Source organism: Phyllobacterium sp. LjRoot231 (assembly GCF_964253365.1).
GTDB lineage: Bacteria > Pseudomonadota > Alphaproteobacteria > Rhizobiales > Rhizobiaceae > Phyllobacterium.
On the sequence record NZ_CAXUQT020000005.1, the window covers coordinates 139976 to 155285 of the forward strand.

The following is a 15310-nucleotide window of genomic DNA, read 5'->3' on the forward strand; positions in this document are numbered from 1 at the left end:
CCTCTTGCTATCGTGCCAGCCAGCCGCCATCGACCGGCAGGACGGTGCCGTGCACATAATCCGAGGCGCGGGATGCGAGAAAGACCGCCGCGCCTCCGATGTCCGAGGGCTCGCCCCAGCGTCCAGCCGGAATACGGGCGAGTATCTGCGCGCTGCGATCCTGATCTTCGCGCAGAGCGGCGGTGTTGTTTGTGACGAAATAGCCCGGTGCGATCGCATTGACGTTGATGCCTTTGCTGGCCCATTCGCAGGCTAGCAGACGGGTGATACCAGCAAGCCCGCTTTTCGATGCGGTATAGGACGGAATGCGAATGCCGCCCTGAAAGGAAAGCAACGAGGCGATGTTGATGATCTTACCGTGACCGTTCCCGATCATGTGGCGAGCGGCGGCCTGCGAGAGGAAGAAAGCCGACTTAAGATTGGTGTCCATCACCGCATCCCAATCTTCCTCGGTGAAATCAATCGCATCATTGCGGCGGATGATGCCAGCATTGTTGACGAGAACATCGAGCCCGCCCAGTGCTGCGACCGTTTGTTCGACAATCGCGCCTACTGGTGTGATGGTGCCAAGATCCGCCTTGATCTCGACAAACGGAACATTGGCAGCTTCCACCAAAGCACGCGTTTCATCCATGGAAGAGCGGCCGGCTGCTGCAATCGACGCGCCCGCCTGCGCTAGGGCAATCGCGATACCTTGGCCTATTCCGGTATTGGCGCCGGTGACAATCGCCACCTTTCCTGTCAGATCGAACGGATAGCTCATCGCAGTACGCTCATGGGAACGTGGTCCATGTCGGTGAAGCTCTTGTTGTCGCCGCCCATCGCCCAGATGAAGGCATAGTTGGCGGTACCGACCCCCGAGTGGATAGACCAGCCGGGTGAGAGGATTGCCTGTTCATTGGCGACAATGAGATGCCGCGTTTCGGTTGGCTCGCCCATCATGTGGAAGACGCGGTTGTCGCTCGTGAGGTCGAAGTAGAGATAGGCTTCCGACCTCCGGTCGTGCGTATGACAGGGCATGGTGTTCCACATATTGCCGGGTTCGAGCTGGGTAAGACCCATGACGAGCTGACAGCTGTCGCAGACATCCGGATGGATGTACTGGAAAATCGTGCGCTTGTTGGCTGTCAGCTGGTCGCCGACTTTGAGCTGGTTTGCCTGTCCAGGCTTGATGAGTACGCTGGGATAGTCCGCGTGCGCCGGTGTCGACAGAAGATAGAATTTCGCCGCGTCCGATGCGTCGGTACTCTCGAAAACGACATTCACAACGCCCTTGCCGATGTAGAGGCAGTCGCGTTTGTCGAGCTCATGGGTAATGCCATCGAGCGAAATGCGCCCTTTGCCGCCAATATTGATCACGCCGAGTTCGCGTTGGGCAAGAAAGAACTCCTGGCCAACAGCTGCCGGCGCGCTCAGCGTCAACGGCTTGGTAGCAGGCACAGCTCCGCCGATGATGAGCCGATCGATATGGCTGTAGGTGAGAACAATTTCATCGGTCTCGAAGATGCTCTCGATCAGGAAGTGACGGCGCAATTCCTCAGTGCCAAAGCCGCGGATCGCGTCGGGATGGGAAACCTGTCTGACTTCAATCTTCATTTCAAAACCTTTTGCCTGTCTGTTTGCCGGCTAATTAATGGTTGCAGCTCTATTCGTCGATGAAGTAAGTGGGATCCATGTTGGGCGTATCTTTTACTTCGTTCAGCATCTGACCGAGGTGAATGCCCATCGCCTCGGCGGCGTGCGCGGCATCATGCTTGCGTATGCCATCAAGGATTGCTTCGTGCTCGACGATGACGCGGGTGAGGCGACCGCGAAGAGGCAGAGTCAGGTGCCGGTACCGGTCGATCTGCACCTTGACCTGCTGGATCACATTCCAGATGCCGGGAAAACCTGCGATGGCATTTATATGCAAGTGGAAATCGTTGTCTGCCAAATGAAAGCGCTCATTGTCCGAGGCCGCTTCCGCCGCTATCAAATCGGTGATTGTCCTCTGAAGATGGACAATATCTGCTGGCTGGGCTTGTTGAGCTGCGAGCTTGACCGTTGTCTCTTCCAGAGATTTTCGAATGAGAATAGCTTCATAGAGGGCACGGCGCGGGATACGCGCTACAAATGTGCCGGATTGCGGAAAAATGTCGATGAGACCGTCATCGGCAAGGCGTAGCACCGCCTGATGGACGGGCGTGCGGCTGACACCGAAATGCGCAGCGATTTCCTTTTCAAGGATCGGTTCCATCGGCTTGCGACGGAGTGAAATGATATCTTCGAGCAGTTCCTTGTAAATGTGGGTCGCCGCGCGGGGCGTCGCGGCGCGCTGCTGCACATAGGCAGTTTGCGACGAGGACAGCGGGTGCACACGGTCACGTCGCTTTTCGCCGCCGGCGGGCTTGCTATTACTCATTAGATCGGCCTCAACGCCGGATATGTACATCGCTCGCAATGTACGACGGCGGTGTTCGAAGATTGCTCGTGCGGATTCAACCTTATCTCCTCCCGGAAGATATTTTGAAATATAAATATTCTAATATTTCAGTTTTGACAAGTCGGCTGTTTGCGGGTATCAGCTTGGAAACATTGGCAGCCGGTACCCTTTGCAGAATGGTTCTTGCAATTCTGCGTTGTGGGAACTACGCATAACGGGCTGCCAATGTCGGATTTAGTGTGTTGTACGTCAACTTTCCATGCAACAAATATGCCACGACAAAGTATTTGAAATTATTGCATGCCATTTCGATAACAAACTGAGCGGATTGATTAATTTAGAATTCGGGATTGACGGATCATTGCAGCGCTTGGGCTGCTAGCCCATTGGACCCTCTTCCTCACGCATAGACATTCCGCTTGGGAATTGATTTCAGTATCGATATTTCATGCATTTTCAGGATCGGTTCCATGGATATTATGGACGAAGAAGCGAAACACCATCTCGATAATGTGCCTGAGCGTGGTTTCGGCATTCCGGTCGTTGCGTTGGTCGGCTTGCCGCTTGTGGCTCTGCTCCTTCTGGTATTCCTGGGCTTTGGTCTCGTACTTGAAAGCGAACGGAACGCTTTCGGCAAGACTTACTCCGAGCGGACTGCCGAGTTTCTGGCGCGTGACCTAGCGGATGAAATGGGTGACCTGATGTCGCCCGCAGCGATCTTCATCGACAGTCTGGCTGCCAAGATTGAAAATGCTCCGTGCAGGACAGCGGATTGCGTGTTCTCCTTCGTCACAAAGCAACGCGACCTTGCTGGTCTGGTACCATCCCAGATCGCCTATATCGGATTTGGCGAAGTGGGAGGACGCTATCTCGGTATCTTCAAGACCGGCAAAAATGATCAATGGTTTCTTGGGACCACCAAGACATCGGCGATGGATCAGACCCGCCTCGATATCATGGCGCCCGGTGCTTCGTTCAGCATTCCAAACTACGATGTCCATACCCGCGGTTGGTATCAGGGTGGTATTGTTGGCTCGACACCAATCTGGAGCGCACCCTACAAGAACATGACTGCCGGGACTTCTCTGGCTAGGGACAACAATAAGTGGAGCCTGACCCGCGTCGTTCGCATCGATGATCCTGATGGAAGGCCCCTGGGTGTGCTTGCTGCTGATGTTGACCTGAACCCGATTGCGGCTTTCTTGCAGCGTATGACGGGGAAGACACTGGCGAAGCTCTCAATCCATACAATTTCGGGTGAAGAAATCTCGGTGGAGAATGGCGAATTGGTCATAGCGCCGAACAGCCAGGTAGTGCGTCCCGCCGCCTCCGACAGCCTTATCTACAGGGAAGTCCCTGTGACCGCAGGAAACCTCAAGGGCTGGCGGCTGGCGCTCACGCTTGCACCTGAATTGTCTAACCCGATAATGCGGGGGTGGAAGACACCCTTGCTTCTGCTTGGCGGATTGCTTGCCAGTCTTGGCTTGGCGGCATTCACCGCATCCTATGTCGTAGATCCGGTAAAGCGCTTGTCGCGTGCCGTGGTCGAAGTGAGCAACCTCAAGCTCGACGCTGCCATCGATGTAAAGACCCAGGTGAAGGAAATCGCGCTGCTGGCCGGAATTATCGAAAAAATGCGCGCTGCGCTTCATCGCAATCAAAATCGGCTTGAATTTCTGGCTTATCACGATCCAGTCAGCGGCTTGCTCAATCATGCGGGATTGAGCAATGAATATGCCTCCATGCGGAGTGTTCACGGCCAGGTCGAACTGGTCCTGATCAAAATCAAAAACCACACTCATATCAATAGTGTGCTGGGCAGCGCCGCACTCGCGCGAATGATGACGCGGAATGTCACCTACGTCCAAGATGAATTTCCCGGTAGCATCGCTGGCTGCATGAGTGAAAGCCAGATCGCGTGCCTCTGTCAGACGGAAGATGGTCTCGACGAGGAGCAAATGAGACGACTGCTCGAAAGATTGCGCGAACCGCATGAGGAGAATGATGTCCATTGCTCAGCCGATATTGTGGCCTCGATCAGTCTGCGGCAAAACGAGACCGACAGTTTTGATTTGCTGCTGCGGCGTGCCAATGGAGCTTTACACTACGCGGAAAAAAACCAGAGCGAAGGGGCGATCTGGTACAATCCGGCACTCCTTCACGATTTGCGCGAAACGCTGGAATTTCGTGGCGATATCGCGCGATCGATAGCGAACGGAGAGTTCCGTTTAGAGTTCCAACCCATTGTCGAGCTGAAGACGGGAAAGATCGAGGGAGTTCAAGCGTTAGCTGTCTGGCAGCATCCCCAGCTAGGCGTCATCAAGCAGAATAAATTCTTTTCTGTATTTGAAAAAAACGGATACATACGGGATGTCGGCCTCTTCGTCATTTCGCGGTCGTTCGAGTTTTTGCATCGCTTCAAGATACGTCACCCCGAGCACAAATTGCCGGTCTGTATTATTCTCTCGCTCGTCCAGTTGTTTGATCCACTTTTTGTCGAACGCGTGACGGAACCGCAAAAGGAATGGTCAATCGAAGGCGACGAGGTCGTTTTCGTTATATTGAAAAATGCCGGAGCACTTGACGATCCGCAAATTCTGCGAGCACTCGGTAAATTACGGGATTTGAGTTTCCGTCTGGCTGTGGATTATGCCATCGACAGCGCTGGCCTGAGCAAATTGTCTTCTGTCAGATCTGAAACATTGGTTATCCGTCCGGCCTTGCAGCGAAATATCGAGCACCCGGGACCAGAGCGAACCATATTGCGGTCCGTTTGCAGACTTGCGGCCGAGCTGGATATGTTCAGCCTCGCGGTGGGTATCGAACATCACGCGGTTCTTGCGCCGCTTATCGATTGCGGCTGTACTTACGGGATGGGACCATGGTTCGGGAATGCGGCTTCCGAGCAGGAGTTTCTGGATGCCTATGCGGAAAACACTGTCCTGCTCGCCGCAGCCGATAACGAGCTCACAGCCTGAAATAACCGTCTCTTGCCCCGCCCGGGGCGGCAACCAAGCCCTCAATCGACGCGGCCCCGTGCCGCGACAGGCGCAATCTCGACCACTTCGTCGCCGGAAATCAGCACGACATCATCGAACAGGTTCGAAACGACACAGGCGTGATTGGGAATGATGCGAAGCCGATCGCCGATCTGCGGCTTGTCCGCACAGGCCGAAAGATCGATCGTGCCATGTTCCTCGCTGAGCGAGGTAATGACCGCATCCGGATAGCCGATGATGCGTCCAAACCCCTCCATGCCGAATGTATCGCTGGTAAGCGCCTTCGAGCCCGCATCGATGATCACGCGATTTTCCGTCGGGCGGCTGACAACTGTTGCGAGCACGGTCAACGCACAGTCATCGAAGGTTCCCACGCCCTTAGCCACCTGAAAGCGATCCATGTAGATGTAGGTGCCGGGACGATGTTCCGTGGCGCTTGTGACTTCATGTGCCCGCCACATATCCGGCGAACCGCCATTGGAAATGACGCGCGGATCAAGCCCGGCGACAATGGCCTTTTCCCTGGCAGCCGATAGAAAGGCCTGATTTTCTGCAATCGCACCGGTCTTCGGATAGGTCATGAAGCCCGCGAAAATCAGCCCCCCGGCAGCGTCGATCAGTTTCGCCAGCGCAACAGCTTCGTCGGGCGTCTGTACACCGCAACGTCCCATGCCGGTGTCGCATTCCACCAGAACGGTGAGCGGCTTCGACGCGTCGTTGAACGTTTGGGCGAGACCGCGGATGGTAACTTCACTGTCGGCGGTAACGGCAAGTTTGATACGTTTGTTCAATGCGACCAGCCTGTCGAGTTTTGCCTTTCCGATAATATTATAGGGGAGAAAGATATCGGTAAGCCCCGCATCGGCCATGACCTCCGCTTCACCGAGTTTCTGGCAGGTGATGCCGACCGCACCGAGCTCGACCTGGCGCTTGGCAAAACGCGGCAGCTTGTGTGTCTTGATGTGCGGGCGCACCGCCAGCTTGTGCTCATCGGCATAGGCCTGGAAGCGCTGCATGTTCGCCTCGGCGCGATCAACATCGATCAGAACGGCTGGCGTATCGATTTCGGACAGTTTCAATTTCTAATCTCCAAGCGGAAGGTTGGGCGCATCACTTTTATGCATGCCCTGCAGGTTCTTGATGCGGCGCATCCGCTCCACCGCGGGGGCGCCGATCTTTGTCGCGATGGTCATTGCCAGCATATCGGTCAAGGCGAGCAAGGCATAGCGTGCGGGCGAGGGCCGGTAGACATTCGTCCCTTCCTCGATGTGGAATGGCAGGACGAGTTGGGCGACAGACGCTAGTGAAGAATTGGGCGCGGTAAGAGCTATGGTCTTCGCGCCATATCGTCCGGCAATCGTGACAGCCTCGATCAGCGGCTGGATTTCGCCTGAAAGCGAATAGGCCACAATGACTGTGCCCTTGTTACTGGTTGCCGCCGTCATCTGCTGCATTTCGCCATCAATATGCGAGGAGGCAAGGACTCCCAGCCGGAACAGCCGGTTTTCAAGCTCCGTTGCCGCCATGGAGGACGCCCCGCCTGAACCATAGGCGCGTACCATTCCTGCCTCGGCGATAATGGAGGCCGCCCGCTCCAGATCATCCCGGCGAATCTGATTACAGACCGTTTCGATGGCATCGACTGCACTTCTGGAGATGATCGAAGGGACGCTGTTTCCACTGACACTTTGGGCTGGGACGGGCACAATGAAGCGCCCGGCGATCGCCAGTGATTGCGCCAGCTTGACCTTGAACTCACGCGTTCCTTCAAAACCAAGCATGCGGCAAAAGCGCGTGATGGTCGGTTCGCTCACCCCGGCTTTTGTCGCCAGCCTTTCGATCGACGCATGCGTAGCGAAATCAGCATCCGACAGGATCGCCGCCGCAACCCGTTGATCGGATCTCTGGCCAGTCTCGGCTATTTCTCTCAAGCGGGCGACGATGTCGAAATGGGGCGATGCCATGAATGGTCAGATCCGGGTTCCTGTTTTGCGGTCGAAGACATGCACCCTTGCCGGATCGATCGTCAGCATCAATTGGCTTCCGGGTTCGGGGGCAATTCGATCGCGGAAGACGCAACGTGCACCGATGCCTGCAATTGTACCGAAGAGATGCGTTTCCGACCCCGTTGGTTCGACAACGGCGACTTGATAGGGGAAACCCTCATTGTTGTCAGCGAGCCGGTAATGTTCCGGACGAATGCCGATTTCGATCTCCTGACCGGATAGCGCGGTTGTGTTACCTACCGGTATGGTGAAGCCCTCGGGAGTCCGCATTCTTGGCGCGCCATCGCCGCGTTCGAGCGTGCCGGGAATGAAGTTCATGGCAGGGGATCCGAGGAAACCCGCCACGAATTTGTTCACCGGCTTATCGTAAAGTTCAAGCGGCGAGCCCGATTGTTCGATCCGGCCGCCATTCATGACGACGATGCGGTCCGCCATGGTCATGGCCTCGATCTGGTCATGCGTGACATAGACCATCGTGGTCTTCAACTGCTGATGCAGCGCCTTGAGTTCCGTGCGCATCTGAACACGCAATTTGGCATCAAGATTGGACAGCGGCTCGTCGAAGAGGAAAAGATCGGGTTCGCGCACGATTGTCCGGCCCATTGCAACGCGCTGCCGTTGCCCTCCGGACAGCTGACGCGGCAGGCGATCGAGATAGTCGTGGAGATTGAGGGTCTCTGCCGCTTTGTTGACCTTCGCGTCAATCATACTACTGGTTTCCCGGCGTATTTTAGGACCAAAGCCAATGTTTTTGCGGGTGGTCATATGGGGAAACAGCGCATAGCTCTGGAACACCATGGAGATATTGCGCTGCTGCGGTGCCAATCCGTTTGACAGACGATCGCCAATCCACAATTCACCCGAGGAAATGTCATCCAGCCCGGCAATCATCCGTAAAAGTGTGGACTTTCCGCAGCCGGAAGGACCGATCAGAACCAGAAATTCGCCGTCGTGCACGTCAAGATCAATCCCATGCAGTATATTCATTGCGCCGTAGGATTTGACGAGCCGTTTGATCTGCAGTCCGGCCATATCAATTATCTCCGATCAAAACGTCATTGATGAAACGCAGATTTCCGGCTGTCAGACCCGCATCCACCGCGAGCGCCGTGCCAGTGATGCCCGATGCTGCCGACGAAGCGAGAAAGAGCGCTGCACGCGCCACTTCCTCCGGGGTCACCATGCGCCCAAGCGGATAATGCGGCAATACTTTTGCCAGAAGCTCCGGCTGCTTTTGCAGCCTGTGATCCCAGGCGGGCGTTCGAACCGAGCCAGGACAAATCGCATTGGCACGGATGCCGTAGCGGCCCCGCTCCACAGCGAGCGCTTTCACATACGAAATCAATCCGGCTTTGGCCGCGGAATAGGCGGGATTGCCGAAGTGGTTGAGGCCATTGACCGACGAGATGAAAACGACATTTCCACTCGCCCGTTTGCTCATCGCATCGACAATCGGCGCTGTCACATGGAATGCGCCATTAAGATTGATTGCGATCTCGCGCTCCCATACCTCGCCGTCGACCTGATCGAGTGTTTCGCCGCGCGTATAGCCAGCATTGTTGATCAGTACATCCGGTGCGCCATGGCTTGCGATGAAATCGCTGATTGCTCTGGAGCTTTCAGCGCCATTGCCGAGATCGAAAACTAGCCGATGCACGAGCGGCAGATCCACCATGAAACGCAGTTGCTCGTCCGCGCCGGAGACATGCGCTCCCGCTGACTGAAAGGCCGCAACGAGCGCCTGGCCAATACCGCCTCCAGCCCCGGTAATGAGAACTTTTTTGTCTTTGAGGCCAAAAAAATCGTGTAAATTTGGTGACGTCATGAACAGCCTGTCTGTGTTCCCTTATTGTATGCTGTGAGCATCTCACTGCAGCAAGCTAAAGGCGAGATGTGAAAAAAAGCAACATGCAAAACGCCATATTCGACTAAATACTCACTTGCATGAAATTAAATTACATTTGAATATGGCAATGTTGGTTGAATATCGCGTTGGGTAATTTTGGAGCACTTCCCGTACGCGGCGAGGAGATCAGGCGCAATTGGCGTGTGGCCAAAACAAGGGGAATCAAAATGACGATCAAACAGAAACTATACCTTCTCGCTGGAGCAAGCCTTATTGCTTTCAGCACAAATGCCTTTGCCGAGGGTACGGTGCGCGTAACCATTGCCGAATACAGCAAGGGCACAGGCCCATATTTCGAAGAAGCCGCCAAGGCTTTCGAAGCGGCCAATCCTGACACGAAGATCCAGATCGAGGTGGTGCCGTGGGATAATCTCCAGCAAAAGCTGACAACCGATATTTCTGCCGGAGCCAATGCTGATCTTTCCATCATCGGCACGCGCTGGCTGCTAGACTTTGTCAAGGAAGGAATCGTCGCGCCGCTTGACGAAAACATCACGCCCGACTTCAAGGCACGCTTCATCGATACGTTCCTTTCGCCGTCGGTCATGAACGGCAAGGTTTACGGCCTGCCGATCGCGGCGTCCGCCCGCGCCATGTACTACAACAAGGATATTTTCGCCAAGGCGGGCATCGATACGCCTCCGGCAACCTGGGCCGATTTCAAAACCGACGCGGAAAAGATCAAGAAGCTTGGCGGTGAAATCTATGGCTTCGGTCTGCAGGGCAAGGAGATCGAGACGGACGTCTATTTCTACTATGGCATGTGGTCGAACGGCGGCGAGATCGTCAAGGACGGTAAATCCGGCCTCGATTCACAGGCCGCCATCGATACGGCAAAGCTCTACAAAAGCTTCATCGACGATGGGTTGACCCAGCCCGGCGTTACCTCCTATTCGCGTGAGGACGTGCAGAACCTGTTCAAGCAAGGCAAGGTTGCAACCGTCATCACCGCGCCGTTCCTGTCCAACCAGATCAAGACTGAAGCGCCGGACCTGAAATATGGCGTCGCCCCCATTCCAGCAGGCCCGACCGGAGACAAGGGCACCTATGGCGTGACGGACTCGATCGTCCTGTTCGAGAACTCCAAGAACAAGGAAGCAGCTTGGAAATTCCTCGATTTTCTCTTCACCACCGAGCAGCGCACCAAGTTCGACAAGGTCGAAGGCTTCCTGCCTGTCAACGTGGAAGAATCGAAGGATCCCCATTTCGCTGACAATGCCGATTTGAAGGTCTTCACGAGCTTGCTGCCCGATGCCCGCTTCGCGCCTGTTATTCCTGGTTGGGAAGACATTGCGCAGACGACCTCCAACGCCATCCAGAAAATCTATCTGGGTCAGGGCGAGCCTGAGGCAACCCTGAAAGAGGCTGCTGCGAAGATCAACGAGACGTTGAAGTAGGCAATCGCAGAGTGCGGGACTATCTCCCCTGCAACGGGGGAGATAGCCGGCCTCATTTCTTGGCGCGTTACCGGAAAATACCCAAAGGAACCCGCATCGATGCAACGGGCCACAGCCCCCTATATCCTGATTCTGCCGAGCTTCCTTCTGGCGGCGGCCATCATTCTCTGGCCACTCAAGGAAATCGTGTCGCTGTCGCTGCACGACGTAAACCGTTTCGGCATTTTGAAGGATTTTATCGGCCTCGAACATTTCCGCGTCCTGTTTGCCGATCCCGATTTCATTGCCGCCACATGGCGGACCCTGTTCTGGACCGCGGCCGTTGTGCTCGGGACACTGATCGTTTCGGTTCCGATCGCTCTCATTCTCAACGAAGATTTCTACGGCCGAGGCATCGCCCGCATCCTGATCATGCTGCCCTGGGCGATTTCGCTGACCATGACCGCCATCGTCTGGCGCTGGGCACTGAACGGCGAAAGCGGCATGCTGAACTCGGCCTTGCGGGATCTTGGCCTCATCAACACCAACATCCAATGGCTTGCCGAGGCCTCGACCGCGTTCCCGATGCAGATATTTATCGGTATCCTCGTTTCAGTGCCGTTCACCGTTACCATCTTCCTTGGCGGTCTGTCCTCCGTGCCGGACGATCTCTATGAGGCGGCAGCGACGGAAGGGGCAGGGAGCTGGGACCAGTTCCGCCTTATCACCCTGCCGCTGCTCAGGCCATTCATCAACATCGCGTTCGTCCTCAATACCATCTACGTGTTCAATTCCTTCCCGATCATCTGGGCGACGACCCAGGGCGGTCCCGCCAATTCCACGGATATTCTCGTCACCTATCTCTACAAGGTAGGCTTCCGGCTCGGTAAGCTTGGCGAGGCGGCAGCGGTCTCGCTCATCATGTTCGGCATTCTGATCGTCTTCACCATCATCTATGTGCGGCTGGCCATGCGCGAGGAAAAGGCATGAGCAAAAAACTGAAGCGCTCGATCCTGTTCTGGCTTTTTCTGTCACCGATCGTCGTGGTGATCCTGTTTCCCTATGCGGTGATGACCATCACTTCGCTGAAATCCGCGACGGAAGTGCTCAACCCGAACTGGTGGCCGTCCGAGTTGCACTGGCAAAACTTCCCCGAGATGTGGCGGACATCGGGCATTGCCGAGGCGCTGGCCAATTCGCTCTATGTGTCAGGGCTTTCGACCGGGTTGACAATTCTCGTGTCAATTCCAGCGGCTTATGCGCTCAGCCGCTACCAATTCACCGGGCGCGACGCCTTTCGCCAGTTCCTGCTGGTCTCGCAGATGCTGTCGCCAATCGTTCTGGTTATCGGCCTGTTCCGGCTCGTTGCTGGCGCTGGCATGATCGACAGTCTCAATGTGCTGGTCATTATCTACACGGCGTTCAACATCGCCTTCTGCGTGTGGATGCTGCAGAGCTACTTTTCCACCATACCGCGTGACCTCGAAGAGGCCGCCTGGATGGAAGGCGCGAGCCGCTGGCGCACGCTCGTTGCTGTCTTTCTGCCCTTGGCGGTTCCGGCCATGGTCGTCACGGCTATCTTTACGTTTATCAATGCGTGGAATGAATTCGTAATCGCGCTGACCATGCTGCGCACTGAAGGCAGCTATACGCTGCCGATCCGCGTCTTTTCCCTCGTAGCGGGCCGCTATACCGTCGACTGGCACTATGTCATGGCCGCTGCGTTCGTAGCGTCGGTCCCGGTGGCCGTTCTCTTCGCCTGGCTGCAACGCTATCTGGTGCGCGGCCTCTCCATTGGTGCCGTCAAGTAAAAGGATATATCATCATGACCAAACAACACTTCGGATCTTCTCATGTACCGCTGTCGCCCGCCGTGCGCGCAGGCGATTTCATCTATGTCTCCGGTCAGGTTCCGGTCGGCAGCGATGGCACCGTGATCATCGGCGGTATCGAAGCGCAGACAAGACAGGTGATGGAGAACGTCGCAGCGGCTCTCAAGCTCGCAGGCGCGGATCTTTCAGACGTGGTAAAGACTTTCGTCATCCTTGAAGACGCGCGCGAATTCGCGGCGTTCAACAAGACTTACGCCACTTATTTCCCGCAAAATCCGCCAGCCCGCACCACGATCGAATCGCGCCTGATGATCGACATCAAGATCGAAATCGAAGCCATCGCCTATAGGCCACTCTGAGAGAATATCATGCGCATTTTTACCGCATCCCTTGCGACCGAAACCAATACCTTCTCCCCGGTGCCGACGGACCGCGCCAGTTTTGAAACGGCGTTCTATGCGGGCCCAGGTGAGCACCCTGAGACGCCGACCTTGTGTTCGGCGCCGATAGTGGTGCTGCGGCGCAGGGCATGCGAGGAAGGCTTCGAACTGATCGAAGGCACCGCAACGTGGGCGGAGCCAGGTGGGCTGTTGCAGCGGCAGGCCTACGAGGGTTTGCGCGACGAAATCCTCGACCAGCTCAAGGCCGCGATGCCTGTCGATGGCGTTGTCCTTGGCCTGCACGGCGCCATGGTTGCGCAGGGTTACGACGATTGCGAGGGCGATCTGCTCGAGCGTATCCGTAATATTGTTGGTCCGGATGTTTTGATCGCCTCAGAACTCGATCCCCACAGCCACCTCACGAAAAAGCGCGTGACGAATTCCAACATCCTAGCCGCCTTTCTCGAATTTCCGCACACGGATTTCTACGAGCGCGGCGAACATGTGGTCGACCTCGCCTTGCGGGCTCTGAAGGGCGAAATCAAACCGGTGATCTCGACGTTCGATTGCCGGATGATTGGTGTCTATCCGACCAGCCGGGAGCCGATGCGTTCTTATGTCGATCGTCTGAAAGCGTTGCAGGGCCGGGACGACATCCTGTCGATCTCGCTCATTCACGGCTTTATGGCAGGCGACGTTCCGGAACTTGGCACGCAACTGATGGTCGTCACCGACAATAATCCGGAGAAGGGAGCCGAACTGGCGGAGAAGTTGGGGATGGAACTGTTCTCGATGCGCGGTACCACTGCCATGCCGATGCTCGATATCAAGGCAGGGCTGGATAAGGCGGTCGCGCTCGTCGCAACGAAGCCGGGCAAGCCGGTCGTCGTCGCCGACGTCTGGGACAACCCCGGCGGCGGTGTCGCCGGTGACGGCACGCTGATCCTGCGACGGATCATCGAGCGCGGCATTGGCAATGTCGCCGTGGCGACGATCTGGGATCCGATCGCGGTGACCTTTTGCCTGGCTGCAGGCGAGGGCGCACATATCCAGTTGCGCTTTGGCGGCAAGGCCGGGCCGGATGGCGGCGCTCCGATCGATGCGCGTGTCGAAGTGCTCAAGGCCGTGCAAGAAGGCTGGCAGAGTTTCGGCAAGAGCCGCGTCACGCTTGGACCTTCAGCGGTCATTCGCCTCGAAGGCACGGATATCGAGGTCATCCTCAACACCAACAGGACGCAGACCTTCGAGCCGGATATTTTTTCGAATCTCGGTATCGATCCGCAGTCGAAAGACATCCTGTTGGTCAAGTCGACCAATCATTTCCATGCGGGTTTCGAGCCGGTCGCCGCCGCGATCATCTATATCGACGCCGGCGCGCCCTATCCATCCAACCCTAAAAAGACCGACTATCGCAAACTGTCGCGCGAAATCTGGCCGAGGGTGGAAATGCCGTTCTGATTGTCAAAGAACCGGGTATGCTTGCCCTTTGCCACGCCCTCATCTGAGTCTGGCCATTGAACGGTGGTGGGAAGACGGGCGGTCGTCGAAGCGCGTCTTGGTAGAATAAAAATGCGATCCGAAGACCGCCCGTCCGGCGTTTTTTGATCCCGTCCGTTCCGCGTCGGAAACGCCAGCGGCCAGGACTGCGCCCAGCCAATCTGCCGCCCTCACAGTGCTCGTCCAGCACGCACCGGCCTTAGTACCGGCAGGGGAACCCTTGGACAGAACTTCCCCGGACAGCGGGTCCGTTACCCGCCATCGGAGGCGCCGATCCTCTCCCCACTTCGAACGGCTCCGGAAGCAGTTCCCCATGGAAAGGACGAGGAGAATAATACAGGAGGTCTGGAGGTGTTGGATAAGTTGCCACGATTATTTTTCTAAATAACTGAAATTGAAAGAAGAACCTCTCCCTGGCGCTGCGCGGCCTCCCTCGTCACAAAGTTCATGCGAGGCCTAGTCAGGCTGTATTTCACGCCGGCGGCATCTTGTCGAATTTTGGCAGAGCTGGATCGATGTGATCCCATGCGTAACCGCGCACGCCGTATGTCACCATCTGCGGCTCATATCGGCTTGGATCGTCGAGGCTCGCGGCGTGTATGGTGAACAGGTCAGGCATGGCCGCAAACGTCATATAGACCGGCGACCCGCAGGTGGGGCAGAAGGCGCGCGTCTTCACATTGCCGCTATCGCCAACGATGTCCCAATGCTTTGCTTCGCCCTTGAGTCTCACGCTCTCCCTGCTCGGGAAGGTCAGATACGATCCGTGCCCGGTGCCGCTCTTCCGCTGACAATCGCGGCACTGGCAGTCGTTCATCACCACCGGTTCGGCAGAAATTTCATAACGGATCGCGCCGCAGGCGCATCCGCCGGTATAAGCCTCGCTCATGTT

The 15310-nt window shown here is 56.3% G+C and carries 14 protein-coding genes; 6 read left to right on the forward strand and 8 right to left on the reverse strand.

All coding sequences use genetic code 11. The features are described 5' to 3' along the window. Positions 1-7 precede the first annotated feature (7 nt). From kduD to ACSQ3H_RS31515, 3 genes are read right to left on the reverse strand one after another with little or no spacing between them, the layout of a single operon-like run. Positions 8-763: a 2-dehydro-3-deoxy-D-gluconate 5-dehydrogenase KduD gene (gene kduD / locus ACSQ3H_RS31505; RefSeq protein ID WP_436120964.1), complete on the reverse strand. Its 756-nt coding sequence runs from the start codon at positions 761-763 to the stop codon at positions 8-10. Continuing rightward, positions 760-1596 (reverse strand): 5-dehydro-4-deoxy-D-glucuronate isomerase, encoded by an 837-nt coding sequence (gene kduI, locus ACSQ3H_RS31510; protein WP_436120965.1) that lies wholly within the window; start codon positions 1594-1596, stop codon positions 760-762. Before kduI ends, kduD begins: the two co-directional genes overlap by 4 nt. 49 nt (positions 1597-1645) lie before the next feature. Beyond that, positions 1646-2401, reverse strand: coding sequence for a GntR family transcriptional regulator (locus tag ACSQ3H_RS31515; protein WP_436120966.1), 756 nt, complete (start codon positions 2399-2401; stop codon positions 1646-1648). A 491-nt stretch (positions 2402-2892) separates the two neighbouring features. Here ACSQ3H_RS31515 and ACSQ3H_RS31520 point away from each other — a divergent pair, with 491 nt between their 5' ends. Then, positions 2893-5400, forward strand: a complete 2508-nt coding sequence (locus ACSQ3H_RS31520; protein ID WP_436120967.1) for an EAL domain-containing protein — start codon at positions 2893-2895, stop codon at positions 5398-5400. A gap of 41 nt (positions 5401-5441) precedes the next feature. Here the strand turns inward: ACSQ3H_RS31520 and ACSQ3H_RS31525 are convergent, their stop codons facing one another. The 4 genes from ACSQ3H_RS31525 to ACSQ3H_RS31540 are packed head-to-tail and all read right to left on the reverse strand — an operon-like array spanning position 5442 to position 9252. Continuing rightward, positions 5442-6500: a D-TA family PLP-dependent enzyme gene (locus ACSQ3H_RS31525; RefSeq protein ID WP_436120968.1), complete on the reverse strand. Its 1059-nt coding sequence runs from the start codon at positions 6498-6500 to the stop codon at positions 5442-5444. 3 nt (positions 6501-6503) lie between these two features. Then, positions 6504-7385 carry a MurR/RpiR family transcriptional regulator gene (locus ACSQ3H_RS31530; RefSeq protein ID WP_436120969.1) on the reverse strand — a complete coding sequence of 294 codons (882 nt, stop codon included), beginning with the start codon at positions 7383-7385 and terminating at the stop codon, positions 6504-6506. Between the two features lie 6 nt (positions 7386-7391). Next, on the reverse strand, positions 7392-8459 hold the full coding sequence (locus tag ACSQ3H_RS31535) for an ABC transporter ATP-binding protein (protein WP_436120970.1): 1068 nt from the start codon (positions 8457-8459) through the stop codon (positions 7392-7394). 1 nt (position 8460) lies between these two features. Next, a complete protein-coding gene (locus ACSQ3H_RS31540) occupies positions 8461-9252 on the reverse strand; it encodes an SDR family oxidoreductase (RefSeq protein ID WP_436120971.1) in 792 nt (263 codons plus the stop codon). A 248-nt stretch (positions 9253-9500) separates the two neighbouring features. Here ACSQ3H_RS31540 and ACSQ3H_RS31545 point away from each other — a divergent pair, with 248 nt between their 5' ends. The 5 genes from ACSQ3H_RS31545 (at position 9501) to ACSQ3H_RS31565 (ending at position 14379) form a co-directional block, all read left to right on the forward strand. Then, positions 9501-10730, forward strand: a complete 1230-nt coding sequence (locus ACSQ3H_RS31545; protein WP_436120972.1) for an ABC transporter substrate-binding protein — start codon at positions 9501-9503, stop codon at positions 10728-10730. Positions 10731-10829: 99 nt separating this feature from the next. Continuing rightward, a complete protein-coding gene (locus ACSQ3H_RS31550) occupies positions 10830-11699 on the forward strand; it encodes a carbohydrate ABC transporter permease (protein ID WP_436120973.1) in 870 nt (289 codons plus the stop codon). Then, positions 11696-12520: a carbohydrate ABC transporter permease gene (locus ACSQ3H_RS31555; protein ID WP_436120974.1), complete on the forward strand. Its 825-nt coding sequence runs from the start codon at positions 11696-11698 to the stop codon at positions 12518-12520. The genes ACSQ3H_RS31550 and ACSQ3H_RS31555 overlap by 4 nt, the downstream gene beginning before the upstream one ends. Positions 12521-12531: 11 nt before the next feature. Further along, entirely contained in the window at positions 12532-12900 is a 369-nt protein-coding gene (locus tag ACSQ3H_RS31560; RefSeq protein ID WP_436121113.1) for a RidA family protein, read from the forward strand. 9 nt (positions 12901-12909) lie between these two features. Next, the gene (locus ACSQ3H_RS31565) at positions 12910-14379 is read left to right on the forward strand and encodes a M81 family metallopeptidase (RefSeq protein WP_436120975.1); all 1470 of its coding nucleotides are present in this window, start codon (positions 12910-12912) and stop codon (positions 14377-14379) included. Between the two features lie 511 nt (positions 14380-14890). Here ACSQ3H_RS31565 and ACSQ3H_RS31570 read toward each other — a convergent pair. After that, positions 14891-15307, reverse strand: coding sequence for a GFA family protein (locus ACSQ3H_RS31570; RefSeq protein ID WP_436120976.1), 417 nt, complete (start codon positions 15305-15307; stop codon positions 14891-14893). Between the last annotated feature and the right edge of the window lie 3 nt (positions 15308-15310).

Bases quoted from the DNA above. Each gene is read 5' to 3' on its own strand.
- kduD (WP_436120964.1), bottom strand. From the start codon at position 763: ATGAGCTATCCGTTCGATCTGACAGGAAAGGTGGCGATTGTCACCGGC.
- kduI (WP_436120965.1), bottom strand. From the start codon at position 1,596: ATGAAGATTGAAGTCAGACAGGTTTCCCATCCCGACGCGATCCGCGGC.
- ACSQ3H_RS31515 (WP_436120966.1), bottom strand. From the start codon at position 2,401: ATGAGTAATAGCAAGCCCGCCGGCGGCGAAAAGCGACGTGACCGTGTG.
- ACSQ3H_RS31520 (WP_436120967.1), top strand. From the start codon at position 2,893: ATGGATATTATGGACGAAGAAGCGAAACACCATCTCGATAATGTGCCT.
- ACSQ3H_RS31530 (WP_436120969.1), bottom strand. From the start codon at position 7,385: ATGGCATCGCCCCATTTCGACATCGTCGCCCGCTTGAGAGAAATAGCC.
- ACSQ3H_RS31535 (WP_436120970.1), bottom strand. From the start codon at position 8,459: ATGGCCGGACTGCAGATCAAACGGCTCGTCAAATCCTACGGCGCAATG.
- ACSQ3H_RS31540 (WP_436120971.1), bottom strand. From the start codon at position 9,252: ATGACGTCACCAAATTTACACGATTTTTTTGGCCTCAAAGACAAAAAA.
- ACSQ3H_RS31545 (WP_436120972.1), top strand. From the start codon at position 9,501: ATGACGATCAAACAGAAACTATACCTTCTCGCTGGAGCAAGCCTTATT.
- ACSQ3H_RS31550 (WP_436120973.1), top strand. From the start codon at position 10,830: ATGCAACGGGCCACAGCCCCCTATATCCTGATTCTGCCGAGCTTCCTT.
- ACSQ3H_RS31555 (WP_436120974.1), top strand. From the start codon at position 11,696: ATGAGCAAAAAACTGAAGCGCTCGATCCTGTTCTGGCTTTTTCTGTCA.
- ACSQ3H_RS31565 (WP_436120975.1), top strand. From the start codon at position 12,910: ATGCGCATTTTTACCGCATCCCTTGCGACCGAAACCAATACCTTCTCC.
- ACSQ3H_RS31570 (WP_436120976.1), bottom strand. From the start codon at position 15,307: ATGAGCGAGGCTTATACCGGCGGATGCGCCTGCGGCGCGATCCGTTAT.